The 22,651-nt window shown below is 44.4% G+C and carries 27 protein-coding genes; 2 read left to right on the top strand and 25 right to left on the bottom strand.

Features of this window, described 5'->3' with window-relative positions:
• Window positions 1–40: 40 nt before the first annotated feature.
• From ABHC48_RS02915 to ABHC48_RS02835, 17 genes are all read right to left on the bottom strand, one after another.
• Window positions 41–745, bottom strand: coding sequence for a hypothetical protein (locus tag ABHC48_RS02915; protein WP_207742195.1), 705 nt, complete (start codon window positions 743–745; stop codon window positions 41–43).
• Window positions 746–755: 10 nt separating this feature from the next.
• Window positions 756–989, bottom strand: coding sequence for a hypothetical protein (locus tag ABHC48_RS02910; RefSeq protein WP_118173879.1), 234 nt, complete (start codon window positions 987–989; stop codon window positions 756–758).
• Window positions 989–1,177 carry a hypothetical protein gene (locus ABHC48_RS02905; protein ID WP_195274022.1) on the bottom strand — a complete coding sequence of 63 codons (189 nt, stop codon included), beginning with the start codon at window positions 1,175–1,177 and terminating at the stop codon, window positions 989–991. The genes ABHC48_RS02910 and ABHC48_RS02905 overlap by 1 nt, the downstream gene beginning before the upstream one ends.
• Entirely contained in the window at window positions 1,174–1,368 is a 195-nt protein-coding gene (locus ABHC48_RS02900; protein ID WP_195699837.1) for a hypothetical protein, read from the bottom strand. The genes ABHC48_RS02905 and ABHC48_RS02900 overlap by 4 nt, the downstream gene beginning before the upstream one ends.
• Window positions 1,368–1,949: a hypothetical protein gene (locus tag ABHC48_RS02895; RefSeq protein ID WP_347505135.1), complete on the bottom strand. Its 582-nt coding sequence runs from the start codon at window positions 1,947–1,949 to the stop codon at window positions 1,368–1,370. Before ABHC48_RS02895 ends, ABHC48_RS02900 begins: the two co-directional genes overlap by 1 nt.
• Window positions 1,946–2,260, bottom strand: a complete 315-nt coding sequence (locus ABHC48_RS02890; RefSeq protein ID WP_195699835.1) for a DNA cytosine methyltransferase — start codon at window positions 2,258–2,260, stop codon at window positions 1,946–1,948. The genes ABHC48_RS02895 and ABHC48_RS02890 overlap by 4 nt, the downstream gene beginning before the upstream one ends.
• Window positions 2,247–2,510 (bottom strand): hypothetical protein, encoded by a 264-nt coding sequence (locus ABHC48_RS02885; RefSeq protein ID WP_195699834.1) that lies wholly within the window; start codon window positions 2,508–2,510, stop codon window positions 2,247–2,249. The genes ABHC48_RS02890 and ABHC48_RS02885 overlap by 14 nt, the downstream gene beginning before the upstream one ends.
• Complete coding sequence (locus ABHC48_RS02880) at window positions 2,507–3,721, bottom strand: DNA cytosine methyltransferase (RefSeq protein WP_243284543.1); 1,215 nt, start codon at window positions 3,719–3,721, stop codon at window positions 2,507–2,509. The genes ABHC48_RS02885 and ABHC48_RS02880 overlap by 4 nt, the downstream gene beginning before the upstream one ends.
• A complete protein-coding gene (locus ABHC48_RS02875) occupies window positions 3,709–5,142 on the bottom strand; it encodes an AAA family ATPase (RefSeq protein WP_195699833.1) in 1,434 nt (477 codons plus the stop codon). The genes ABHC48_RS02880 and ABHC48_RS02875 overlap by 13 nt, the downstream gene beginning before the upstream one ends.
• Window positions 5,142–5,369 carry a helix-turn-helix domain-containing protein gene (locus tag ABHC48_RS02870; protein ID WP_195274017.1) on the bottom strand — a complete coding sequence of 76 codons (228 nt, stop codon included), beginning with the start codon at window positions 5,367–5,369 and terminating at the stop codon, window positions 5,142–5,144. The genes ABHC48_RS02875 and ABHC48_RS02870 overlap by 1 nt, the downstream gene beginning before the upstream one ends.
• Window positions 5,362–5,607 carry a helix-turn-helix transcriptional regulator gene (locus ABHC48_RS02865; RefSeq protein WP_118173887.1) on the bottom strand — a complete coding sequence of 82 codons (246 nt, stop codon included), beginning with the start codon at window positions 5,605–5,607 and terminating at the stop codon, window positions 5,362–5,364. Before ABHC48_RS02865 ends, ABHC48_RS02870 begins: the two co-directional genes overlap by 8 nt.
• A gap of 190 nt (window positions 5,608–5,797) precedes the next feature.
• Entirely contained in the window at window positions 5,798–5,950 is a 153-nt protein-coding gene (locus ABHC48_RS02860; protein WP_195699832.1) for a hypothetical protein, read from the bottom strand.
• Window positions 5,951–5,964: 14 nt separating this feature from the next.
• A complete protein-coding gene (locus tag ABHC48_RS02855) occupies window positions 5,965–6,423 on the bottom strand; it encodes a hypothetical protein (RefSeq protein ID WP_195699831.1) in 459 nt (152 codons plus the stop codon).
• A gap of 17 nt (window positions 6,424–6,440) precedes the next feature.
• Window positions 6,441–7,121 (bottom strand): Rha family transcriptional regulator, encoded by a 681-nt coding sequence (locus tag ABHC48_RS02850; RefSeq protein WP_195699830.1) that lies wholly within the window; start codon window positions 7,119–7,121, stop codon window positions 6,441–6,443.
• Window positions 7,111–7,278, bottom strand: coding sequence for a hypothetical protein (locus ABHC48_RS02845; protein ID WP_195699829.1), 168 nt, complete (start codon window positions 7,276–7,278; stop codon window positions 7,111–7,113). The genes ABHC48_RS02850 and ABHC48_RS02845 overlap by 11 nt, the downstream gene beginning before the upstream one ends.
• Window positions 7,279–7,288: 10 nt before the next feature.
• Window positions 7,289–7,585 (bottom strand): hypothetical protein, encoded by a 297-nt coding sequence (locus ABHC48_RS02840; RefSeq protein ID WP_195699828.1) that lies wholly within the window; start codon window positions 7,583–7,585, stop codon window positions 7,289–7,291.
• Between the two features lie 34 nt (window positions 7,586–7,619).
• Window positions 7,620–7,817 (bottom strand): hypothetical protein, encoded by a 198-nt coding sequence (locus ABHC48_RS02835; protein ID WP_195699827.1) that lies wholly within the window; start codon window positions 7,815–7,817, stop codon window positions 7,620–7,622.
• A gap of 166 nt (window positions 7,818–7,983) precedes the next feature.
• Between ABHC48_RS02835 and ABHC48_RS02830 the strand changes: the two genes are divergently transcribed.
• Entirely contained in the window at window positions 7,984–8,181 is a 198-nt protein-coding gene (locus ABHC48_RS02830; RefSeq protein ID WP_195699826.1) for a helix-turn-helix transcriptional regulator, read from the top strand.
• 141 nt (window positions 8,182–8,322) lie between these two features.
• On the top strand, window positions 8,323–8,568 hold the full coding sequence (locus ABHC48_RS02825) for a hypothetical protein (protein ID WP_118173891.1): 246 nt from the start codon (window positions 8,323–8,325) through the stop codon (window positions 8,566–8,568).
• Between the two features lie 625 nt (window positions 8,569–9,193).
• Here the strand turns inward: ABHC48_RS02825 and ABHC48_RS02820 are convergent.
• From ABHC48_RS02820 to ABHC48_RS02785, 8 genes are all read right to left on the bottom strand, one after another.
• Window positions 9,194–10,207, bottom strand: coding sequence for a hypothetical protein (locus tag ABHC48_RS02820; RefSeq protein ID WP_173735218.1), 1,014 nt, complete (start codon window positions 10,205–10,207; stop codon window positions 9,194–9,196).
• A gap of 469 nt (window positions 10,208–10,676) precedes the next feature.
• On the bottom strand, window positions 10,677–12,752 hold the full coding sequence (locus ABHC48_RS02815; protein ID WP_347505134.1) for a UvrD-helicase domain-containing protein: 2,076 nt from the start codon (window positions 12,750–12,752) through the stop codon (window positions 10,677–10,679).
• 276 nt (window positions 12,753–13,028) lie between these two features.
• On the bottom strand, window positions 13,029–14,876 hold the full coding sequence (locus ABHC48_RS02810) for an ABC transporter ATP-binding protein (protein WP_195379263.1): 1,848 nt from the start codon (window positions 14,874–14,876) through the stop codon (window positions 13,029–13,031).
• Window positions 14,873–17,035: an ABC transporter ATP-binding protein gene (locus tag ABHC48_RS02805; protein ID WP_195379262.1), complete on the bottom strand. Its 2,163-nt coding sequence runs from the start codon at window positions 17,033–17,035 to the stop codon at window positions 14,873–14,875. The genes ABHC48_RS02810 and ABHC48_RS02805 overlap by 4 nt, the downstream gene beginning before the upstream one ends.
• A 77-nt stretch (window positions 17,036–17,112) precedes the next feature.
• Window positions 17,113–17,604, bottom strand: coding sequence for a MarR family transcriptional regulator (locus ABHC48_RS02800; protein WP_227198725.1), 492 nt, complete (start codon window positions 17,602–17,604; stop codon window positions 17,113–17,115).
• 466 nt (window positions 17,605–18,070) lie between these two features.
• A complete protein-coding gene (locus ABHC48_RS02795) occupies window positions 18,071–18,244 on the bottom strand; it encodes a DUF4250 domain-containing protein (RefSeq protein WP_118582984.1) in 174 nt (57 codons plus the stop codon).
• Window positions 18,245–18,270: 26 nt separating this feature from the next.
• A complete protein-coding gene (clpB, locus tag ABHC48_RS02790; RefSeq protein ID WP_195379261.1) occupies window positions 18,271–20,853 on the bottom strand; it encodes an ATP-dependent chaperone ClpB in 2,583 nt (860 codons plus the stop codon).
• Between the two features lie 350 nt (window positions 20,854–21,203).
• On the bottom strand, window positions 21,204–22,427 hold the full coding sequence (locus ABHC48_RS02785; protein ID WP_195379260.1) for a tyrosine-type recombinase/integrase: 1,224 nt from the start codon (window positions 22,425–22,427) through the stop codon (window positions 21,204–21,206).
• Window positions 22,428–22,651: the final 224 nt, after the last annotated feature.

Raw genomic sequence — 22,651 nt, 5'->3', positions numbered from 1 at the left:
TCCGTATAGAAGATAATCCCACAGTCTATACAATGTTTTTTCATAATACGGACACCTCACTTTCTCCACTCTGGGAACGCTTCACAGCTAAACTTACTTCCCCGATTTCTGCAAGGTCAGCGTTATGTGTGATAAGTATAATCTGTCTTCCAAAAGTGGCGCTGTACTCTTTTAAGAAATACGCTACCGACGGCGCGTACTCTTTTGATACGTGCTTACCTACTTCGTCCAGGAATAACGGACCGTCTACGCCTTCCATTTCGCCGACTGCCAGACGAAGCGCAAGGGCAATAATATCAATTTTCCCGCCGCCGCGGTCATAATCCGGCTTTTCTAACTTCGTAATAACGCTGTCGTCGTTTAAGTAGTATTCAGCGATAGGCTGGTTACCTCTTAAGGTAAGGTCGATCATAAATTTATGATTCCCACCGAAGACCACATTAAGCGCTTCACTTACTATATCTTCTATCCTTACCTTTACCTGTTGTCTGGCGTAGTCGCTGGTCTTCTGTAAAAGAATTTGTACCAGCCCGAACACGCCTAACTGTTCTTCTGCTTCCGTCTTTACCTTTACTGCTGCTTCTCTCTGCTTTTCCAGTAGTTCGCGTTTCGCCATCTGGTTATTAACCTTGTCCCTGGCGGTACGAAGATCAGCAGCTATACGGTTAATCTGCAAGGTGTTTAAACCCTTCGCAGTACCATAGCTTACCGGCTCTGGACGGATAAAAAAATCCATAAGTCCCATAAGCTACCCCCTAAACTTCCGGTATGTTACTTTCCACATTCTTAAGGTTTTCTTCTACGGATTCCGACAAGCGGGTAATCTCTGCTTCGATCGTATCCGGGGTAACGCCTAACTGCTTCATTTCTTCTACGACCTTATCACACTGTTCCTGTGCGGCTTCCAGCTGTGTTTCCGCCTTTGTCTTTGCATTTTTAGCAGCTTCCAGTCTTTCTTTTGCTTTCTCAATACGTTCTTTAATATCCATTACTTCGTACCTTCCTTTCCGTTTTTACTCTGATACATAAGTACCACTTTGCTACCGGCGTCCACTTTAAGGGTAAAAGTCTGATATACCGGTACAGCTCCTTTGATCGGTGCGTTTTCATTCAGTATCACAACTTCGCTATTGTCTGGTGCGTCATAAAGTAGCGATCTTAAGTCTTTTGCTGTCATTTTGTATTACCTTCCTTTCTGGTTATCATAAGTGCCGCCTTTTTGCTGTCTTTCAACATGACCGCGGCTACTTCCACTTCTTCGTCTAAGGCGAACCCTACAGCTTCTCTAAAATCCCCCGGAAGCTGTAAGCGTCCTTTTCCGTCAAGTTTACGGGATACCTTAAACAAACCGCCTTCATATAAACCCATTAGACTGTACCCCACTTTCCGTATTTCGTAAGGTAGCCGTCTGGTCCCAGGTTACGGAAGTCCGTAGCGTGTTCGTTCGCTACGCCGACGTCCTTATAAACCCCCAGGTTATGGGCTTTTCCTTTGTAGAAACACCGGACTTCGTAACGCTGTTTATCTTTCCGGTAGTGGACACCCTTAACCATGTCGGCGTATTCTGGACCGGTAGGCTCTACCGGTACGTAGCTTTCGCCGATCGGAAGGTTAATAAGGTTATCCTTGGTAAGATTTAAGCTATTGCCGTCCTTAAAGATTGTGTTCTGTCCGCGTTCCGGCTTCGATATAACCCTATGTAAAAGCGGCTGCTTCTGTTCAAAGCCCGGAACATTTACTACCTTACCGCCGACACGGTGGGCGGTCGCTCTTATATAAAGCTGTCCATTGCTTTTATGGATAAAGGAAAACCATGTACCAGGCCAAGACTTAACTACGTCCATATCCGCAGCATCTAGTTTTACTTCCACGGAACCATAGCCCACGTTTGGCGGCGCTTCTACAAAAAGCGTAGCTTCCTTTCCACGTATGATAAAATCGTTTTTCAAACTGCCGCACCCCCTAAAACACTGTCCAGATAACCGATAATAGACTTACCGATACCTTCCGCCAATGTTACGGTAACCGCGTTTCCGAACTGCTTATACGCCTGTGAATTACTTACAACCTGTTTCCAGTTATCCATAGGAAACGCCTGTAGTCTGCCGTATTCCGTCGGCGTAAGTTTTCTTACTCTATACTTCGTGTGATCGAAGATTTTAATATGATGTGTACCACCCGCTACAGCTGTAGCTGTCGGGCTAATACCTTCCGGGTCGTGTACCCGTCTACTGTGATCGTGTCCGCTACTCTCTAACATTCCTATCACCTCTATTTCCGGTAGCCCTTGCGGCCGTTGCTCTCTCTCTCTCTCTCTCTGTATTCATACATTCGTCTACCCTTTCCAGTACCAGCGGTACTTGTTTGTAGTCCGACGCCAGTAACGTAGGGGAACACCCTATAAAGGTTCCTTTCCCGTTACGCTGTGCCTGTATTACGCCGTCCTGTATTAGCTGATCTATGGCCGGTAGGCGCTGGCTCTCTCTCTCTCTCTCTCTCTCTACAATCATGTGTCATTTTCTCCGCCTTTCTTATCACATATAACCACCTGGGAACACCCTGTAAGCAACGACTGGGCTATTTCTTTTCCGACCCGTCCGCGCCTGGTGTTACTTTCCGGGTAAGCTATATTTATGGCGTCCCCATATCTCCCTACAGCTATCCCGACTTTTGTAGCTTCGACTATCGGGAACAAGGGGGCGTCTTTTCCGTATCGCTTTTCGTGGTATTCTCTACCACCTTTACCCCTTGCCGACTGCTCCGTAGTGTCGGGGCTACCTCTGTGTAAATCCTTTTCCGGCTCTCTCTCTCTCTCTCTCTCTGTAGGATAGCCGTAAGTGTCGTCTACAATAACGCCGTGTAAGTCCTGGGCGGTCAACGTAAACATAGGGTCTTCGTCTTCCTTCGATCTACGCCCATTCTGCCTTTTATCTACTCTGTTCGGCGTAATCGTGGCGTGTACCTTACCCATAGAAGAAATACGCTGTAACGCCTGGTCTATGATCTTGTGGGCCTTTTCGTCGGCGATATAAAACTTGTCGTCTACATCAGCTTCCAAGATTGTAGAAAGCTTCGGTACGTAGTCGTGTTGTTCTTCTGGGTATGTGTAGGTATCTGGCAAGCTGTCCAAAGTACCGACAACTATATACCTTTCCCTATTCTGTGGTACGCCCCAGTATTTGCTATTAAATAACTGTGCGTGGCACTTATACCCGGCTTTTCCATATTCAGCTTCCAGCACTGGTAGAAGTTTCCTTAACGCCTTCACGTTTTCCGCTACAAGCACTTTCGGAACCTTCTCCGGCTCTCTCTCTCTTGCTTCGGCCAGCAGCCGCATGATTTCAAAAAACATACCGCTTCTGGTCGCTGCCCTGTGGTTCGTACCACCGCAACCCGGACATAAATTTTCTTCGCTGTAAGTTTCCGCGGACACTTCCCATACGGTACCGCAGTCGGCACATTCCAACTTTATACCCGCCTGTTTTCCGGCTACGCTTAAGTCCTGGCAAGGAAACCCAAACGCCCAGACGTCGGCTTTCGGTACATCTTCAATACACATTTTCTGTATATCTGCCTGTACCACATGATCGCCTACATTTTCCCTGTATGTGGCTACAGCGTACTTGTCAAAATCCCAGGCGCCAACGATCTTAAACCCGGCGTTCTGGAAACCCAGACCAAGACCACCACACCCACAAAAGAAGTCGTTTAATGTGTACAATTTTCTTTTACCTCACTTCCGCACAATGGACACACGCCCCCGGCAGCTTCCCAGGCGGCCTGTAATTCTTCCTGTGCTTCCTCTAATTCTCTGTTACATTTTTCTACATATCTTCCAGCTGCTTCATAGGAAAGCTGTCTTGTCTGACTTACCACGTTTATCCTCTTAAGGTTGTCCAGTTCGTCGTACTGCTTAGAAATGCTTCCTAGAATGTCCGCCAGGGCTTCTGTGTTCCCCAGGGAAGATACCTTATATCGTAAGTCGCGTTCTTCTTCGCTTACTTCGTTAAATCGCTTATAGGCACGTTCCAGGGCTTCTAAGGCTTGTGTATCTTTTTCTGCTTCGTCCAGCATGAACGAAAGCCCTACCGCCTGGTCTAACTTCACTACCAGCGCCGACGTTCTTCTTATGGTTTCCTGTAAATTGATATAACCATACTGAAAGCCTAAAAGCGCGTCGTACCTTATTACGTCTGTTTCCACTTCCTTAAGATCAGACTGTAAGTCTTCCAGATTCCGTGTAATACGGATAACCCTTAAAGGTTCGTTCTGATCTTGTACCGCTTTCCAGAATCCTACGTTAAGGTCTTCCAGCTTTTCTCTTTTCGCCTGTTCGCGTTCCGCGATACCAAGCGATACAGAAGCGACGACCACACCGGCCAGACGTTCCACTTCGTCGTAGTATTTAATACGCTGTTCTGTATTCAGCTGGTAGCTGTTCATAAGTGCCGTAAGGGTAACGTGTCGGCTCTGATCTTCCTTTAATTTTGTAAAGGTAGCTTCCGCTATTTTAAGTTCAGCGTCGAACCGGTCAAGGTCGAAGTATTCCGTAAGGGATACGTCGATTTCCCCTATCTGTTTGTCGGCGTAAGAAATATCGTTACGTGTCTGGTGGGTCTTTTTATTTACCTCACTGATCGACTTATCTACGATTTCTGTACCCGCCAGCTTTCCTAAGACCTTCGCCCCTACGCTCGCGCTTTCCGAAAGCATAAAAGGCGCGTCCAGCTGGAAAGCAAAATTTAAACAGGTTTCAAAATCACCGTACTGCTGTTTTACCAGTCCCAGGGTTTCCTTAATCTCTGGCGGTATCTCTGCCTTTTCCCACGCTGTAGGGAAAGCGCTGTGTGTATAGGTCGTCTTACCCTTTCTACGGGTCTTCGTGATCGTGATACCGTTATCAAATGTTACGGATACCTTAACCTGGTCTACAGCTTCTTTAACGGACCCGTCCGGGTTACGGATTGTGTGTAAGAACGCTTCCCCGGTCGGCTCATTAAAAGCGAACCACCGAAGCGCTCTTATGATCGCTGTCTTTCCGGCGTCCGACGGTCCGGTAATGACCGTCAGCCCAGGGGAAAGACGAAAGGTACTATTTGTGTGTGACTGGTAGCCTTCTATCGTCACTTCCTGGATTTTCATTACAAAGGTTCCCCCTTCCTTACTTTCTCATTTATAAATTCTATAAGCAGCCACTTAGGTATCTTTATCTTCGGGCCGTCCTGTACATATGGGAAGCCCTCACTATGGATAAGTTCGTAGGTCTGTCGCTGGCCCTTTCCCAGAAAGTCCATTAAGTCGTATGGCGTAAGCATTAAAGGCAGATCGTCCATACTTCTAAATACTTTCGGTTCTCTGGCTTTAGCCATTGTCTACCTCGTCGCCCAGGTGTTCCATTTCTTCTTTTTCTTCTGCCGTAAGCGGCGTATAAAAGACTTCTGGTACCGTACTTCCTACAGCTAATGCTATAGATTCCATAGCGGACTTAGACGGCTGCTTATTACCGTTTTCAATGTGGGATAAATGCCCCACGGATAACCCTGTTTTCTCTGACAGGTCTTTGAGTAACAGACCACTAATTAGTCTGTAATACTTTACTTTGTTCATTGCTTTTTTCTCTCCTTTGCCGTTGTCCTTGTGACGGTTTTACTTGTTTATTTGTCTGTGTGACAATTATACAGTGTAAAATATAAGGATACAAATACGACTTGTCTTCACGACAATTTTTATAACTTCCGCCGTGTGTCGTCGTTACCCTCTGTTATCCTCTGTTTACCTCTGTCACATAAAAATATTTTTAAACTGTAGTATCGGTGTCACGCGGTACAATTATGGCGTAAGGAAAACCGGATTTCTTCGCCCGTATCACTTCCTTTTCAAGCTTCAAACGGTCGTCACTCTTATAGATCACGATACAACCGTTTTCCACTATCACTACTGCACATTCCACTAGAATACCCCCTTTCAGTTTGTAAAATCGGTATCCAGCATACGCCCACGGACTACAGCACATAACTTAAAGATCGTGTTCCCGTTCGGGTATCGTCCGTCGTATCGCAGTATCCAGGTAATACCGTATACGTCTGTAAAACAGCGCCCTTCCGTGGCAAGGCGGCACCGGCTACCGTCTTTATTGTAATATGCCGCCCAGAAAAGAGTACTAAGTTCGTGGTAGATCGCTGCCCGGTGTGGGCGATCGGCGCTATCATAGTCTTCCCGGTTAATTAAAAGTTCCAGGCGTTCCCGCTGGCGAAGTTCACGGCGTTTAAGTTCGCGGCCGTAGGTCTGCTTCCAGATACGGTAAGCTTCTTCCTTTGTCATTCCTTCGCAATCTTCGTAAATTTGTCCTATGATCTGGAACTGATCGTAGGTATCGGGCGTTTCTGGCGCCCGTGTACCCTTTAAAAATTCGCTGTAAAGCATTTTCTTAGCACCCCTTTCTATTGTTTCTTAACCCAGTCTAAGAAGTCGTCTTTCGGTATCCGGTAGGAATTACCTAACTTCTTCGCCGGGAACCCTTCGCTTTTTACCAGTTCGTAAGCCTGTCTTTGTCCTATCCCTAAGTAGTCCCGTATGTCGTACACGGTAAGGAAGTTCGGTAAGGCTTCGTCATTCCCATACAGGAAGTCTAAGCGTCTGGAATTGTGTACCCTTCCGTCTTCGATCTCTGGCGGCGGCTCTACAGCCTGTCGAATATCTGGAAGAACGGTACGAAGTACGTCGGTCGTGATCTGTGTTACCAGCTGGCGTATATCTACGTTGCTTCGTAGTGCCTGTTCCATTTTGTTAAAGGCTTCAATGTACAAAAGCTTCCAGTGTAAAGCAGCTGGTCCAGTGAATCCCATTACCAGAAGACTAAAGCCGTCGCGGGTAAGAAGATACTTTTTATAGGTCTTCCCGCGGTTCTGATATTCCGCCAGGATAAAGTAGTCTTCTGGTTCGGCGTTGGTGGCGCAATTTTGCGTTGCCACTTCAGTTACCAGGCTGTCGATCGTTCTAAGTACATTTTTATGTGGCTTGCCGAAGCGTTCCGCTACTTCCAGGCTGTCCGCCACCAGAACGCCGTTATACGAAGTAACAAGCGCCTGGGGATTTCCTTGTATCATGCTATCAATGTTCATTTTGGTGCCCCCTTTGTCTGGATACCCACATAGTCGCTTCCACCTGGGAAGAACACTTTTTAACCTCTACACCGTCACGGTAGATAAGATACTTCGGGGTAGGTCCGCCGTCGTCCTTCTTTACGGTGTAGTATTTTGTCTTATATACTGTTCTCATATATACCCCCTTAAGCTTGATCTGGTCTTACTGGATAGCTGTTAAGTTCCACTGGTGTAATACCGCAGTCTTCCAGCTTGATATTTTTATGTGTAACGCTTCCGGTGTCTATCCAGATTGTGAAGTAGCCGGCCTTAATTGCTTCGACGTGTCTGGTAAAGACTACCCCACATTCCGGGTATTTCTTCTTTAACACCTTTTCGGTGTAGGCTTCACACTCTTTAAATTTTTCTTCCACCAGTTCGGCGTTCTGATCTGCTACAGCTTTACGCTCTGTAAAATACTGATACCATGCGTCCTTGTTCATATCTGCACTTCCTTTCTGGAAGGGGCCGAAGCCCCTACATAGCCGCTACCTTATCCATAAAGCTTTTAGCCTGTGGGCTATACTTAAAATAGTCTAAGGCGTTCTGGACATTTGTTACGTTATGCCCCTGTTCGTAAAGAATTGATAAATCCAGATTGTAGATATTGTAGATACCACGCTTTTTAAGGATTAAGCTTTTAACCGCTGCTTTTGTTTCTTTGTAAGATTTCATTTATATACCGCCTTTCGTGTTTGCTAATGTTTATTTCGTTTTCGTTGATATTATATTAGCATACGTTAATATTTGTGTCAATAGGGTTTTTAGCGAAAACAAAAAATATTTTAGTTGACACTTATATTATATTAGCGTATACTAATATTAGAAAGGGGGTGTAAAAATGCCACTTAGGTATTATAGGTTATTCGACCTTCTTGCCCGTAGGGGAATGAAAAAAACAGATTTACTTCAAATAATTTCTTCCCCGACACTGGCTAAACTGTCTAAAGGCGAACCAGTAAATACAGAAGTGATCTGTAAAATATGTGCCTTCTTAGATTGTCAGCCAGAAGACATAATGGAATATGTAAAAGAATAGTGCTACAGTTCGGAACTGGCGGCTCAATTTTGAGCCACCAAACTTACCCAGAAAAGACCCTACAGCTGCAAAGTTGTAGGGTCTTTTCTTTGTCGTCGTTGGGTGATATAATAAAAGAAAACACTTAGGGGGATAAAAATTATGAAATGTCCAAAATGTAAAAGCGAAAATGTTAGTGTCGATCTGGTACAGGTAGAAGGAAAGACTAAGAAGCATGGTAACGGTCTGGGCGGTCATATCAATAATACCGCGCGTGGACTTACAGCTATATGTACCCTGGGTATGTCTAACCTGGTATGGAAGAAGTCGAAAGGAAATGAGAAGACAAAGTTTAAGAACAAGACCGTATGTATCTGCCAGAACTGCGGTCATACCTGGAACGCCTAAAGGGTAAACAGAGGATAACAGAGGACAACGCTATAAACTAGCTTACTTCGGATAACCAAGGATAACAAAGGTAAACAGAGGATAAAGAAAAAGACCTACAGCAGTAAGGTAAGTCGAAAAATTTTTAAAGAACTTAAAGAAGGGGGTATAGAAAACCCACTCATAAAACGAATAAGAAAATGAGTTAAAAAACAATACCCCCTAAAAGAAAAATAGATACACTTTATATTATATACAAATCTTTACTATATATTTTATTTATTATATAGTTATGTATATATAGTTATTATATGTATATAATAAGGGTCTTTTATGCTGTAGTTTTTTACTGATTTTCTACTACGAATTTTACTACAGTTTCTACTACAAAGCCGCGGAAAACAGGGGTAAACAGAGGATAACAGAGGACAACGGAACATTTGCAGAATACAGAGAAAAAGCCCAGAAACGCTATGTTTCCGGGCTTTTAAAATGGCTATATTACATTGTCCTGGAACATATCATATACTCTGGCAAATTCGCCATAAGCCTGAAAATTATCCATATTCCCTCCAACTGTCACGGACACAGCCATCCATCCCGGGTAGCTGTGTCCGTGTAAGTCAACATTCTGCTTTTTCTGTTATTACTCTACAGGCATATAATATACGTCTGCACCTTCTCCATGCCAGTAATAATCCACATCATTCTGATCGTAAACGTCCTCATTATTTACAAAACGATAGGTATTTCCATCAAAGTCAACCCAGTTTCCATTTCCATCCGGAGTAATTACAAGTGGATGGCCATCGGAGTTACGGTAAATAGTTCTGGTCTGGTTGGTGTCTGTAAGCTGCTCCTGGGTAAATCCGCCGGAGTTTGTGATTGTTCCATCACTGCTTCCATCACCTGAGGACGCAGAATCAGTACCTGCACTCTGTGTTCCGTCAGTGGAACCATCTGTACTTCCCTCAGTGCTTCCGTCTGCACTGTCAGAAGACTGTACCGGTGCAGCAGCTTTCAAAGAAGACTCTCCTGCAATTCCGAAGGAATCAATTGCAGCCTTAACTCCTGCATAAGAAGCCTCATCCACAACAGATCCGCAGATATTGTAATACTCATCAGAGCTCTTATAAATTTTATGGATCGCATAAACATATCCGCCGCTCTTGGAAGCATCTGTGTACTTCACAGTGTAAGAATAAACGCCTACTCCCTCCACATCACTGGCGGTATAATCCTGGATCTCAAAGTCAGTACCTTCTGCAAGGTCAGAAGCCTGCTCTAATGCCACAGCCAGATCCTGCGTATCCGGAAGCATAGCAGAAGACATGTCCTCTTCTCCCTGTCCATGAAGGATCAGGATCTTACCCTGCTCCGGGGATTCGAAGCTGAGCATATCTGCCTCATCCGCCTTATTGGACCAGGTAGCATCTGGAAGCTTAATGGAGACAGCCCCATTGCTTGATGTATAGGTGCTGTCCTGTACGTCTGGCGCGATGGTTGGCTCCGGAGTAGGTGTAGCGGTTGCTTCCGGAGCAGGTGTCTCAGTTACCACTACCTGTTCTTCCGGCTCGTCTCCGCCAAAACTGCAGCCTGTAGCAGCTGCAGAAACAATTGCTGATATCGTTAAGATTGCTAAAATCTTTTTGTTCTTCATAGTATCCTCCTTATTTCTTTTCATAAGTAAATTTTGTAAATCTACATGATTCTATTTCATTAACAAAACGAAAATATTTCTCGTTTATAAAAATCTCCCGAGCTGTATTTTACAATTTTATTACAAGCCTGTCAATGGATTTCCCACTGTAGAATCTAAATTGTTACTGTTCACTCCGTTCACAGTAACACGCTTCGCGATGCACAGAAATCATGCTTTGCATGATTTCGCGCCGCAACTCTCGGGTTTTCTGTGAACTTTGTTCACAAAAAACACCTCGCGGAATATTACCAGTGAACAGTAACTCTAAATTGAAAATATTATAAACTTTCGTGACGAACTTTATACATTTTTTCAAAGAGTGTTGGTAAAATCCTGTCTGCAAAATGTACGTTGCATTTGACAGCATATTTCGACAACCTGAATTTCTTTTTTATTTTACGCTCTGTTTGTCATACTTTTGTAATATTTATTTTCCGTATTCGTACATATGCAATTTATGAAGCGCTCTGGTAGCAGCAATATAACGTCCCTGTTTTGCAATCGGGCTCTGATCAGCTGCAGGGAACAGGGAAAATACCTGGTCAAATTCCAGACCTTTTGCAAGATAAAACGTAGTAACTGTAAGGCCTTTGCAAAAGCTGGTACTGTCACGATGCAGGTACGAGAAACGATTTTCCATATCAAACCCTGTATTTTCCAGTTTTTCTTTCAAAATGCGGGCGGCTTCTTTTGCCTCAGATTCCGTGCGAAGGATCAACGCAGCTGTCTCAAACTGTTCTGCTCCCAGCTGAAGCTTATTCACAAGCTCATCCAGAGCCACTTCCATTGCCTGCTGTTTTTTCCCTTTAAAAAATAATTCTTCCACTGGCTGGCCATGACGATCAAACAGATCCATATCTGTAATCCCTGCAAGCTGATTCGCATAAGAAGCAATCTCCACAGTGTTTCGGTAGCTTTTGTTCATGACGATCCTGCGGATCTCTTTTCCGAAAATTTTCGGTAAAAATCCCAGGACATCCTGAGCCTCATCTTCCATAGTCTGGGCTTTGTCCCCCAGGATGGTCATACGGCAGGGAAACATCATTTTAAGGATCAGATACTGAAGCCTTGAATAATCCTGCATTTCGTCTACTACCAGGTGCTTGATACCATTGTGACTGGTCTGGCGAAGAAGGCGGTACTTCATGTAAAGCACCGGATAGACGTCCTCGTACCGGAGCTTTCGCTCCTGAAGCTGTACATGGGGAAGTCCCGGATAGCCGCAGCTTTCCAGAAAACGGCTGTAGATCACATAGAGATCCTGAGTCTCATACATATTCATGAATTTCTCCATTACAATGGCACGTTCTTCCTCATCCATATCATTGTCCCGAAGCGTCTCTACCTCATCAATGAAATTCTCTGCAACTGCCTCCATACGTGATAACAGAGGGATATCCTGAAATTTAAAGTAAAAAAGATCAATGATCTCCTCTTCCTTTTTCGTAAAGCTCTTATATTCCACATCATGAAAATCCATCAGCTCATCTTCTAAGGAGGTGAGATACCCCTCCATCTGATTCAAAAATTCCCTGGACTGTTTTTCCTTATATAAGGAAGGCATATCCGGGAAATTCAGGCTGCGCTCAATCTGGTCATAACGGTCTTCGCAGTCAGATACCGTATCTTTCAACTGTCTGTAGGCAAAAAGATCAAAGCTCATTTCTTTAATATTTTCCTCTCCCAGTTCCGGAAGTATATGGGAAATATAATCAGAAAAAATGCTGTTGGGAGACAGGATCAGGATATTGGAGGATTTCAGATTCTTGCGGTCGTGATACAAAAGATAGGCAATTCTGTGCAAGGCAATGGAGGTCTTGCCGCTTCCGGCTGCGCCCTGGATTACCATGATCTTATCCCTGGTGTTTCGGATGATGGCATTCTGCTCTTTCTGGATGGTGCGGACAATATTTTTCAGCGCAGTGCTGCCTCCGCTGCCAAGCTCTGCCATAAGAATCTCGTCATCAATCTTCACATCACTTTCAAACTGGTAAATCATACGGCCATTTCGAATCTTGTACTGCCACTTGGAGGCAATTTCACCGCAGATGGTTCCCAGCGGTGCCTGGTAAGACGCCGGACCTTTATCATAGTCGTAGAAAAGCCCGCTGACAGGAGCACGCCAGTCATAGATCAGCGGCGTATGCCCTGCCTCTTCTGCAAAATTTCCGATTCCAATATAAAAAATCTCCGGCTCCTCATCCCCTTCAAATACGAAATCCACTCTTCCAAAGAAAGGGGAATCCAGCATTTTACGAAATCTTTTTCGCAAATGGATCTGCTGCTCGTTGGCGTTGATCTGGTGAAGAAGTGCCTGCTGGTTATCGAAATTTTCGTAACCATACTGGTCCATCTCCGTATAGTTCTCCCAGTAATACTCATGCATTCCTTCGATATCCTTCTGTCCTTCCAGAATGGACTGGCTGATATGGGCGATCCTGGTTTCTAATTTATCTGTAACGTATGCAAGAAAAGCTGCTCCGTCTTTATTATCAATTGTCATTGGGGGTATACTCCTTTAACATTCGCGCTGCAGCCCTTTCTACCAGTCTTGTAAAAAGACACCCAGAGCTGCTGCAATAAATGAGGTTTTTTCGTTGTCATGACTTTGTCCCTGCCTTCCTTTCCGGCAGAAACTTTGCTCCATTATACATTATCTGAGGGTAAAAGTACAGACAGCAAATCCCTGGATTTTTTCTCTCTGAAGACAAAAAAACAGCAGTTTTTCCGTATATTTTCCGAAAAAGCTGCTGTATTTTTTTATCTGTTTCACTTACTTTTATGCAGTCTGCGTCTTATCAAACTGGCTGTTGTAAAGATCTGCGTAGAAGCCTTTCTTTGCAAGCAGCTCTTCATGGCTGCCCTGCTCGATAATGTCACCATCCTTCATAACCAGGATCAGATCTGCGTCCCTGATGGTGGAAAGTCTGTGAGCGATGACAAAGCTGGTTCTGCCTTTCATCAGGTTATCCATAGCTTTCTGGATCTGTACCTCGGTTCTGGTATCAACGGAGGAGGTAGCCTCATCCAGGATCAGAATCTTATTGTCTGCAAGAATGGCTCTTGCAATTGTCAGGAGCTGCTTCTGGCCCTGGGAAACATTGCTGGTCTCCTCATCCAGAACCATGTTATAGCCTCCCGGCTGCTGCATGATAAAGTTGTGGATATGAGCAGCCTTTGCTGCTGCGATCACTTCCTCATCGGTAGCATCCAGCCGTCCATAGCGGATGTTTTCCATAATGGTTCCGGAAAACAGCCAGGTATCCTGAAGCACCATTCCAAACATTTCATGAAGCTCGCTTCTGTTGAAATCTTTTACATCATGGCCATCTACTTTAATAGAACCACTGTTTACATCATAGAAGCGCATGAGCAGCTTAACCATGGTGGTTTTTCCTGCACCGGTAGGACCTACAATTGCAATTTTCTGACCGTCTCTGACCTTTGCCGAAAAATCATGGACAATGATCTTTTCCGGATTGTAGCCGAAGCTTACATGATCAAATTCTACATTTCCGCTGAGCCCGTCAATAGAAACGGCATTCTCTTTGGTGGTCTCCTCTTCCTCCTCATCCAGAAACTCAAACACACGCTCGGAAGCGGCAGCTGAGGACTGAAGCAGGTTGGTTACCTGTGCAATCTGCTGGATGGGCTGGGTAAAGTTGCGGATATACTGGAAGAAGGACTGAATATCACCTACTTCAATAGAACCTTTGATCGTGAACCATCCTCCAAGAAGGGCTACCATAACATATCCAAGATTTCCAACAAACTGCATGACCGGCATCATGATTCCGGAGAAAAACTGGGATTTCCAGGCTGATTCGTAAAGCTTCTGGTTGTCTTTTTCAAATTCTGCAACTACGTCTTCTTCTTTATTAAATACCTTCACTACATTGTGTCCGCCATAGTTCTCTTCAATCTGGCCATTTACCTCCCCCAGATACTTCTGCTGTGCCTGGAAATATTTCTGGGAGTGCTTCATAACGAAATTGATGATAAACATGGACAGCGGAAGGATCAGAAGGGCAGCCAGAGTCATCCACACATTGATGGACAGCATCATCACAAACACACCGATCAGGGTGGTAACTGATGTGATCAGCTGGGTAATACTCTGGTTCAGGCTCATCTGAAGGGTATCCACATCGTTCGTTACGCGGGAAAGGATTTCGCCGTTTGTCCGGCTCTCATAATAGTTCATTGGGAGGCGGCTGAATTTCTTTGAAATATCTTTACGTAAATTGTAGGTAACGTCGTTGGAAATTCCGGTCATCACATAACCCTGGATAAAGGAGAAGCAGGCACTTGCCAGATACAGTCCTAATGTCCATAACAAAATATAGCCAATTTTTTCAAAATCAATGCTTCCGGTGCCGTTTACCTTGGCTACCAGGCCGTTAAAAAGCTCTGTTGTTGCCTTTCCAAGGATCTTTGGTCCTACAATGTTAAAAATAGTTCCTGCAATTGCAAACAGAAACATGAGAACGAAACGGATTTTGTAGCGTTCCATGTATTTCAAAAGTCGTTTCATTGCTCCTTTAAAGTCTTTTGCCTTTTCCCCGGAGTTCATTGCACGGCTCCGATGACCACCCATCACAGGGCCTCTGGCTTTGTTTTCACTCATGCTAATTCCTCCTCTGAAAGCTGTGACATGGCGATCTGGCGGTAAACCTCACAGTTCTTCATCAGTTCCTTGTGGGTACCGATGCCTGCCATATTTCCGTCATCCAGCACGATGATCTGATCTGCATTCAGGATGGTGCTGATTCGCTGTGCTACGATAATCGTGGTAATATCCTTTGTCTTTTCCTTCAGGGCCTTGCGAAGCTTGCTGTCAGTCTTGAAATCAAGTGCGGAAAAGCTGTCGTCAAAAATCAGGATTTCCGGCTTTTTGGCAATCGCTCTTGCAATGGAAAGACGCTGCTTCTGGCCACCGGATACATTATTTCCTCCCTGGGAAATAGGTGCTTTGTAGCCTTCCGGTTTCGCTTCAATAAAGTCATCAGACTGTGCGATCTGAGCTGCCAGTTTTACATCTTCCTCTGGCATATCCGGCTTACCGTAACGAATGTTGGAGTCGATGGTTCCAGAGAACAGGACTCCCTTCTGAGGTACATAGCCCAGACGGTCACGAAGCTCATGCTGTGTCATATTTCGTACATCCACACCATCTACTTTGACACAGCCCTTCGTTGCATCATAAAATCTGGGGATCAGGTTGATCAGCGTACTCTTGCCGCTTCCGGTACTTCCGATGATAGCAACAGTCTGGCCTTTTTCTGCCTTAAAGGTAATGTCGTTGATGACATTTTCCCCTGCTTCCGGATAAGCGAAGCTTACATGGTCAAATTCGACCGTTCCTTTTTCCTGCTTATCTGGCATTACCGGTTCCTCCGGATCATTTACAGATGGCTCCATTTCCAGAACCTCACAGATTCGGCCTGCTGCCACGTTTGCCCTTGGGAGCATAATGGAAATAGCTGTGATCATCAGGAAGGACATAATAATCTGCATAGCGTACTGGATAAATGCCATCATATTTCCTACCTGCATAGTTCCATTGTCAACGCCATGTGCACCGAAATAGATAATCGCTACAGATACACCGTTCATGATCAGCATCATGATCGGCATCATAAATGTCATACAGCGGTTTACAAACAGGTTTGTCTTTGTCAGATCCATATTTGCTTTTTCAAAACGCTCTTCCTCATGCTTCTCACGGCTGAATGCGCGGATAACCGGGATTCCGGTAAGGATTTCCCTGGTTACCAGGTTCAGACGGTCAATGAGAGTCTGCAGCCTGGTGAATTTCGGCATTGCAATCTGGAACAGTACAAAAATAACAATCAGAATGATGGCTACTGCGGCTCCAAGGATCCAGGTCATGGAGGAATCGGTCTGGAGAACCTTGATCACGCCTCCGATGCCAAGGATGGGCGCATACAGAACGATTCTGAACATCATGGTCATAACCTGCTGTACCTGCTGCACATCGTTGGTACTTCGCGTGATCAGGGATGCAGTGGAAAATTTATGATATTCGTTACTGGAGAAATGAATAACCTTGCGGTATACATTATCTCGCAGATCATGTCCAAGGGCTGCTGCCACTCTTGCTGAAAGGAAGGTAACACTTACAGCGGTCAGCATGATCACCAGCGCCATCAGAACCATCTGGATTCCGGATGTCCGGATGTAATTCATCTGAATTGCGTCCGAATCCTCGCCCATAGCTTCGTATTCTGTTTTTACACCACTGACAGCGGCCTGTGTAAGAATGGATTCCGGCATGTCGGAAAGCTTCTCATCTGCAGCCTCCAGCATCTGTTTTTTTGCATCCTCCGGCATTGCTGACAAAACCTGCATTGGGTCCGTTCCTTCCGGTACCTGCATCTGGGAAAGCATTTTCTGGCTCTCTTCACTGCCAGAGGTAAAAGAGGTGTACATCATCAGAGGTTTGCACAGAAGATCGTTTAATTCCTCACGTTTATCCCCTGTAATGCCACCTTTCAGTTCATATGTGTCTCCATCCAGGACATAAGAGTCCTGAACTTCTTTCTGTGTGTCTTCGTCCATAAAAATCTGCAGATTTTCCATTGTGCTCTGACGCATTTTTTCCGGAACACCATCTGGTATTCCCCCCTGCTGGATACCTACGTTAATTACCTTGGAGGTATAATCCGGCAAGGACAGATCACAGTATGCCTGCAAAAACAGCAGTCCAATGATCAGGACGACGTAGCCTGCTGATTTTTTCAGATACTTCATTAATTTAATCATGCTTGGGTTGTCCTTTCTACATTTTTTCAAAACATCCAGGCTTTTCTGCCTGTTGCTTTGTTTTTCAGTTTCCTGTGCTACTTTTTATTATGGCAAAAATGTCCCATGCACATTTCTTCCGGTGAAAACTCTGGTGCTGGCATTGCCGCAATATTTTCCTTAATCTGTATGCAGAATCGTTTCATCAGACATAACTCACTTTCGGAAAATCCGTTCAGAACCTGTTTTTCTCCTTCCTTTGCCATGCGCATACCTTCATTAATTATTGCTTTTCCTTCTTCTGTAAGATAAATCCGGCTTATGCGTTGATCTTTTTCATCCTGTTTTCGAACTATAATACCGATTTTTTCCAGGCGTTGGATACTTACGGTAACAGTAGGCGGCTTCACGCCTAACTGGCTGGCCAGTTCTTTCTGGCTGCATCCGTTTTCTTTCCACAGAACAGCCAGAATAGGCATTTGTCTTGGATGGATTCCCAGACTTTTAAGTTTACCAAAGCATTTTTCCATATACATGCGGCTGATTTCCATAATCAGACGTTGAATGCTTTTCTCATTGTTGTTTTCCAAATTCTCACCTCACTTGCTGTCTGAAACTGAGATACAAGCTTTGGAGTGTGTATTACAGTTTCAAGTTCCTGTTCAGCTTTCTCATATTAGTTAGCCGACTAATTTTATAGTTTACACTTTTTCACAAGAAACGCAAGTGTTTTTTGTGCAGTTTATATTTTTTTTAGATTTGTGTCTTAAATTTATTGAATTTAAAATATGTATTTATTTTGTCGGCTAATTATTATGTATAAGACCACATTATCTGTTGTCCGGAATTTTCATGGTAAAAAGAATCCTGCTTGCAGGATTCTCCATTTGCGGCGGGTCGCCTGGAGCGACAACACCCCTTCCGTCGCAGTGCAATCCCGCCTGGTAAGCTTTTTATGTAATACGTAACAGGAAATTCCTGTAGCAAAAAAACACCGCCTGCCAAGCGGTTTTCACAGCTTTGACAAGCGGTATTAAATTATTGAATATTGTGATTTCAAATAAACTGATTGGTCTCTTCGTCGTAGTGGTAGTCGATGGAATCCATCTTATCCAACAGGGATTCCCTGTTCAGTCCGCGGCAGGTGCACAGTGCTTCCAGAGAATCGTAATAATCCCGAAGCTGGGTATTTACATAACTAAGCAGAATCATAGGATCTTTTGGTATCATAAGACTTGGACTCCTTTTCTTTTCCTTTACTTCACTTTAACCACATACTCTCCATTCTCCACATCCAGTACCAGTGTATCGCCGGTATGGACTTCGCCTGAAAGGATTTTTCTGGCAGTCAGTGTCTCTACATATTTCTGAAGATAACGCTTCAGAGGTCTTGCACCGTAGACAGGATCGTAACCATTGTCAATGACATCCTTCTTGGCTGCATCTGTCAGCTCCAGGGAAAGCTCCTGGTCGGCAAGACGGTCATTCAGCTCTTTTACCATCAGATCAACGATACTACCAATATTATCTTTTGTCAACGGCTTAAACAGAATGATCTCATCAAGACGGTTCAGGAATTCCGGACGGAAATGTCCGCGCAGATCATCCATAACCTCTTTCTGGGCTTCTTCCTTGATTTCTCCATTTTCATCAATACCATCCAGCAGATAAGGAGATCCGATATTGGAGGTCATGATCAGAATTGTATTCTTGAAGTCTACAGTACGTCCCTGGGAATCGGTAATACGACCATCATCCAGTACCTGCAGAAGTACATTGAATACATCTGGATGTGCCTTCTCAATCTCATCGAAAAGTACAACGCTGTACGGTTTCCGACGAACAGCCTCTGTAAGCTGTCCGCCTTCCTCGTATCCAACATATCCTGGAGGAGCTCCGATCAGTCTGGATACAGAGTATTTCTCCATGTACTCGCTCATGTCAATACGAACCATATTCTGCTCATCATCGAAAAGAGTCTGTGCAAGGGTTTTGGCAAGCTCTGTTTTACCAACACCGGTAGGTCCAAGGAACAGGAAAGAACCGATTGGTTTGGTCGGATCTTTGATTCCTGCTTTGGAACGAAGGATGGCATCGGTTACACGGCGCACACCTTCCTCCTGACCGATAACACGTTTGTGGAGCTCATCTTCCAGATGAAGCAGTTTGGCACGCTCTCCCTCTGTCAGCCTTGCTACCGGAATGCCAGTCCAACGGGAAATGATCCTTGCGATTTCATCGTCTGTTACTACTTCGTGGACAAGGCTTCTGTCACTCTCTTTTGTATTGCGCTCTTCAATTTCCAGCTGCTGCTGTAATTTCGGCAGCTCGCCATACTGCAGTTCGGAAGCTTTCTCCAGATCATAGTTCTGTCTTGCGATCTGGATCTGTTTGTTCATATCCTCAATCTGTTCACGAAGCTTCTGAAGCTTCTCTACAGAATGTTTCTCGTTCTCCCACTGAGCCTTCTGGGTATTAAAGGAATCCTGCATTTCCGCAAGCTCCTTCTGGAGCTCTTCCAGACGCTCTTTGCTTAAATTATCGGTTTCCTTCTTCAGAGACAACTCTTCCATTTTCATCTGATCGATTTTACGGCGCTGCTCATCCAGCTCAGTTGGCATGGAATCCAGCTCTGTTTTGATCAGGGCACAGGCCTCATCTACCAGGTCAATTGCCTTATCCGGAAGAAAACGGTCTGTAATATAACGATGTGAAAGTGTTGCAGCTGCAACAAGTGCGCTGTCTGTGATTTTAACACCATGGAATACTTCGTAACGTTCTCTCAGACCACGAAGGATAGAAATGGTATCTTCCACAGTTGGCTCATCTACCATAACCGGCTGGAAACGACGTTCCAGGGCAGCGTCTTTCTCAATATACTGACGATACTCATCCAGTGTGGTAGCACCGATGCAGTGAAGCTCACCACGGGCAAGCATTGGTTTCAGCATATTGCTGGCATCCATTGCGCCATCCGTCTTACCTGCACCTACGATCAGATGAAGCTCATCAATAAACAGGATGATCTGACCTTCGCTCTTTTTTACCTCTTCAAGAACTGCTTTCAGACGTTCCTCAAATTCACCACGGTATTTGGCACCTGCTACCAGTGCACCCATATCCAGAGCAAAAATTTTCTTATCCTTCAGTGCTTCCGGAACATCTCCTGCTACAATTCGCTGTGCAAGACCTTCCACAGCGGCTGTTTTACCAACACCAGGTTCACCGATGAGAACCGGATTGTTCTTGGTCTTACGGGAAAGAATACGGATCACATTCCGGATCTCACTGTCACGTCCAATGACCGGATCCAGCTTCTGGCTTCTTGCCTTTTCCACAAGATCCTCGCCATATTTATTTAAAGTATCATAAGTGGCTTCCGGATTGTCGCTTACTACACGCTGGTTTCCACGTACTGTGGAAAGTGCCTGCAGGAAGCGTTCTTTGGTAATGCCAAATTCGCTCCAGATTTTCTTCATGCTGGGGCTTGGATATTTCAGCAGGGACAGGAAAAGATGCTCTACGGATACGTATTCATCTCCCATTGCCTTAGCTTCATCTTCTGCATTTACAAGTGCCCTATTCAGATATTGTCCGAACCGGAGTTCGCCGCCAGATACTTTGACTTTTGCATCCAGGGCGTTCTTTACTGTGTTCAGAAAATATTCTTTATTTATTTCCATCTTCTCGATCAGTTTGAGAATCAGGCTGTCTTCTTGTGTCAGGAGGGTATATAACAGATGCTCCTGTTCGATTTCCTGGTTGCCATATTCGTAAGCAACCTTCTCCAGATCCTGAACAGCCTGTACGGATTTCTGCGTAAATTTGCTGATGTTCATAGGCTCTCCTCCTTCAGCTTGGGTGAATGAAAATAATTCCACCCAACTATTTTTATATATAAAACGCAGCTGCCGCGGCTCTTTAAAAAAGTAACTCGCAGGGGCTGCGTTTTGTATAGGTAGTTTCTTATTACGGTTTTTAATATAGCACCGATTGTTAGCACTGTCAAGATGTGAGTGCTAATTATTTTGTGAAGATTTTGTGAAGCCTTGATTTTACGAGCTTCACAGGGATTTTTCACTTACTTTCGCACTCGATTTTCTTGATTTGACCACATTTTTACCACAAATTCTTGGAAAAATAGATTCGTCTGATTTTCTTACCACATTTTACGACAACGGCTTCTGGTTTATACCACAGCAGGTACGGTTTCCGGCAGGTTCATTTTAGACATCTCGTTCTCCACATGAGACTTCTCTGCAATATGATTATAGACATTCATTGTAATCTGTGCATCTGAATGGCCCATCACATACTGCATAACTTTGGGATTGACATTATTCTCACCCAGTCTGGTACATCCCGTATGACGAAGAGTATGCGATGAAATAGGCGGCATCAGCTCCGGCTCTCGCTTCTCTTCTTCTGCCAGTTTGCTTTCTTTCTTATTATAGGCATTGACAATATTTTTCAGAAAGCTGTTCACTCCCGCCGGCATGATCGGACGTCCATGCTTTGTATTGAAGATGAATCCACTGCGTCCACCAATCTCCACATTACTCTGTAAACCAAGCATCAGGTTCAGCTCTCTCTGTTCACGGAACACATCATATACCATCTGTGTCATAGGAATGTCTCTGATTCCTGCATCCGTTTTGGTTTCTGAATCATGGAAACAATACCCTTCATCACCTTCATAATACACAAGCTGTCCACCTACATGGATCTCTCGGTTCTTCATATCCACATCCGACCAGGTTAAGCCGATGGTTTCACTCACTCTCAGGCAAGCCCCAAACATAACCTGCATCATTGGAAGATGAGGCTTATACACATTACTCTGTTCAACAAACTTCAGAAGTTTTTCCTGCTGTTCCAGTGTCAGTGCTTCTTTCTCCTTTGCCGGAGCCCCGTAATCTCCAAGTGTTCCTGTTACCGGATTCTTACGGATAATCCCATCTTCCACTGCCAGTTCAAAACTGGGATTCAATAAGCCATAAAGACCTTTGATAGTACTGTGTGCCAGTCCTTCATCTGACAATGCTGAAAAGAACGTCCTTACGTGAGATGTCTTAAAATCTACAACACGAATATTTCCCAAAGTATTTCGTATCCGATAGTCCCACATATGGATATAATTCTTTTTCGTTCTTTCCTTGATATTCTTTGTTGCCATGTATCGCTCAAACAAAGTATTTACAGTCAGCTTCTTGACTGATGCGTCTGTAATAAGCAGATCATCCATATCCTTATTGATCTTCTTTTCCATTTCTCGCAGACTCGCCAGATCAGCTGCATAAACCGAATTACGCTTTCCGGTAATTTCATCCTTGTAGCGATACTCATAACGTCCATCCGGGCGCTGGTATTCACCTGTTTTTAAATTTCTGCCTTTATTATCTTTTCTTGCCATATCAATCATTCCTTTCACTTCATTTTTCGTTATTCGGAATGATTTTTGTCCTGTCGGTATCAGTCATTTACTGTCTGATATCTGCTCACAGATTAACATAATATTTTATGATTTCCAAGGGTAAATTCCTGCAAAATACTAATTTTTATTTGCCTGTTTTACAGGAATATTTTCCCTTTTTTACTTTTCATTCCGAAGGAAAGTTGTTGTATTTTATCTTCTCA

Source organism: Ruminococcus sp. 1001136sp1 (genome assembly GCF_039841815.1).
Taxonomy (GTDB): Bacteria; Bacillota; Clostridia; order Lachnospirales; family Lachnospiraceae; genus Blautia_A; species Blautia_A faecis.
The sequence above is the reverse complement of the archived record's forward strand: the minus strand, read 5'-3'. Positions and strand labels throughout refer to the sequence as shown.

Coding starts and splice junctions, on each gene's coding strand:
- ABHC48_RS02915 (WP_207742195.1), bottom strand. CDS start 745: ATGGGACTTATGGATTTTTTTATCCGTCCAGAGCCGGTAAGCTATGGT.
- ABHC48_RS02910 (WP_118173879.1), bottom strand. CDS start 989: ATGGATATTAAAGAACGTATTGAGAAAGCAAAAGAAAGACTGGAAGCT.
- ABHC48_RS02905 (WP_195274022.1), bottom strand. CDS start 1,177: ATGACAGCAAAAGACTTAAGATCGCTACTTTATGACGCACCAGACAAT.
- ABHC48_RS02900 (WP_195699837.1), bottom strand. CDS start 1,368: ATGGGTTTATATGAAGGCGGTTTGTTTAAGGTATCCCGTAAACTTGAC.
- ABHC48_RS02890 (WP_195699835.1), bottom strand. CDS start 2,260: ATGTTAGAGAGTAGCGGACACGATCACAGTAGACGGGTACACGACCCG.
- ABHC48_RS02885 (WP_195699834.1), bottom strand. CDS start 2,510: ATGATTGTAGAGAGAGAGAGAGAGAGAGAGAGCCAGCGCCTACCGGCC.
- ABHC48_RS02875 (WP_195699833.1), bottom strand. CDS start 5,142: ATGAAAATCCAGGAAGTGACGATAGAAGGCTACCAGTCACACACAAAT.
- ABHC48_RS02870 (WP_195274017.1), bottom strand. CDS start 5,369: ATGGCTAAAGCCAGAGAACCGAAAGTATTTAGAAGTATGGACGATCTG.
- ABHC48_RS02865 (WP_118173887.1), bottom strand. CDS start 5,607: ATGAACAAAGTAAAGTATTACAGACTAATTAGTGGTCTGTTACTCAAA.
- ABHC48_RS02855 (WP_195699831.1), bottom strand. CDS start 6,423: ATGCTTTACAGCGAATTTTTAAAGGGTACACGGGCGCCAGAAACGCCC.
- ABHC48_RS02850 (WP_195699830.1), bottom strand. CDS start 7,121: ATGAACATTGATAGCATGATACAAGGAAATCCCCAGGCGCTTGTTACT.
- ABHC48_RS02845 (WP_195699829.1), bottom strand. CDS start 7,278: ATGAGAACAGTATATAAGACAAAATACTACACCGTAAAGAAGGACGAC.
- ABHC48_RS02840 (WP_195699828.1), bottom strand. CDS start 7,585: ATGAACAAGGACGCATGGTATCAGTATTTTACAGAGCGTAAAGCTGTA.
- ABHC48_RS02835 (WP_195699827.1), bottom strand. CDS start 7,817: ATGAAATCTTACAAAGAAACAAAAGCAGCGGTTAAAAGCTTAATCCTT.
- ABHC48_RS02830 (WP_195699826.1), top strand. CDS start 7,984: ATGCCACTTAGGTATTATAGGTTATTCGACCTTCTTGCCCGTAGGGGA.
- ABHC48_RS02825 (WP_118173891.1), top strand. CDS start 8,323: ATGAAATGTCCAAAATGTAAAAGCGAAAATGTTAGTGTCGATCTGGTA.
- ABHC48_RS02820 (WP_173735218.1), bottom strand. CDS start 10,207: ATGAAGAACAAAAAGATTTTAGCAATCTTAACGATATCAGCAATTGTT.
- ABHC48_RS02815 (WP_347505134.1), bottom strand. CDS start 12,752: ATGACAATTGATAATAAAGACGGAGCAGCTTTTCTTGCATACGTTACA.
- ABHC48_RS02810 (WP_195379263.1), bottom strand. CDS start 14,876: ATGAGTGAAAACAAAGCCAGAGGCCCTGTGATGGGTGGTCATCGGAGC.
- ABHC48_RS02805 (WP_195379262.1), bottom strand. CDS start 17,035: ATGATTAAATTAATGAAGTATCTGAAAAAATCAGCAGGCTACGTCGTC.
- ABHC48_RS02795 (WP_118582984.1), bottom strand. CDS start 18,244: ATGATACCAAAAGATCCTATGATTCTGCTTAGTTATGTAAATACCCAG.
- clpB (WP_195379261.1), bottom strand. CDS start 20,853: ATGAACATCAGCAAATTTACGCAGAAATCCGTACAGGCTGTTCAGGAT.
- ABHC48_RS02785 (WP_195379260.1), bottom strand. CDS start 22,427: ATGGCAAGAAAAGATAATAAAGGCAGAAATTTAAAAACAGGTGAATAC.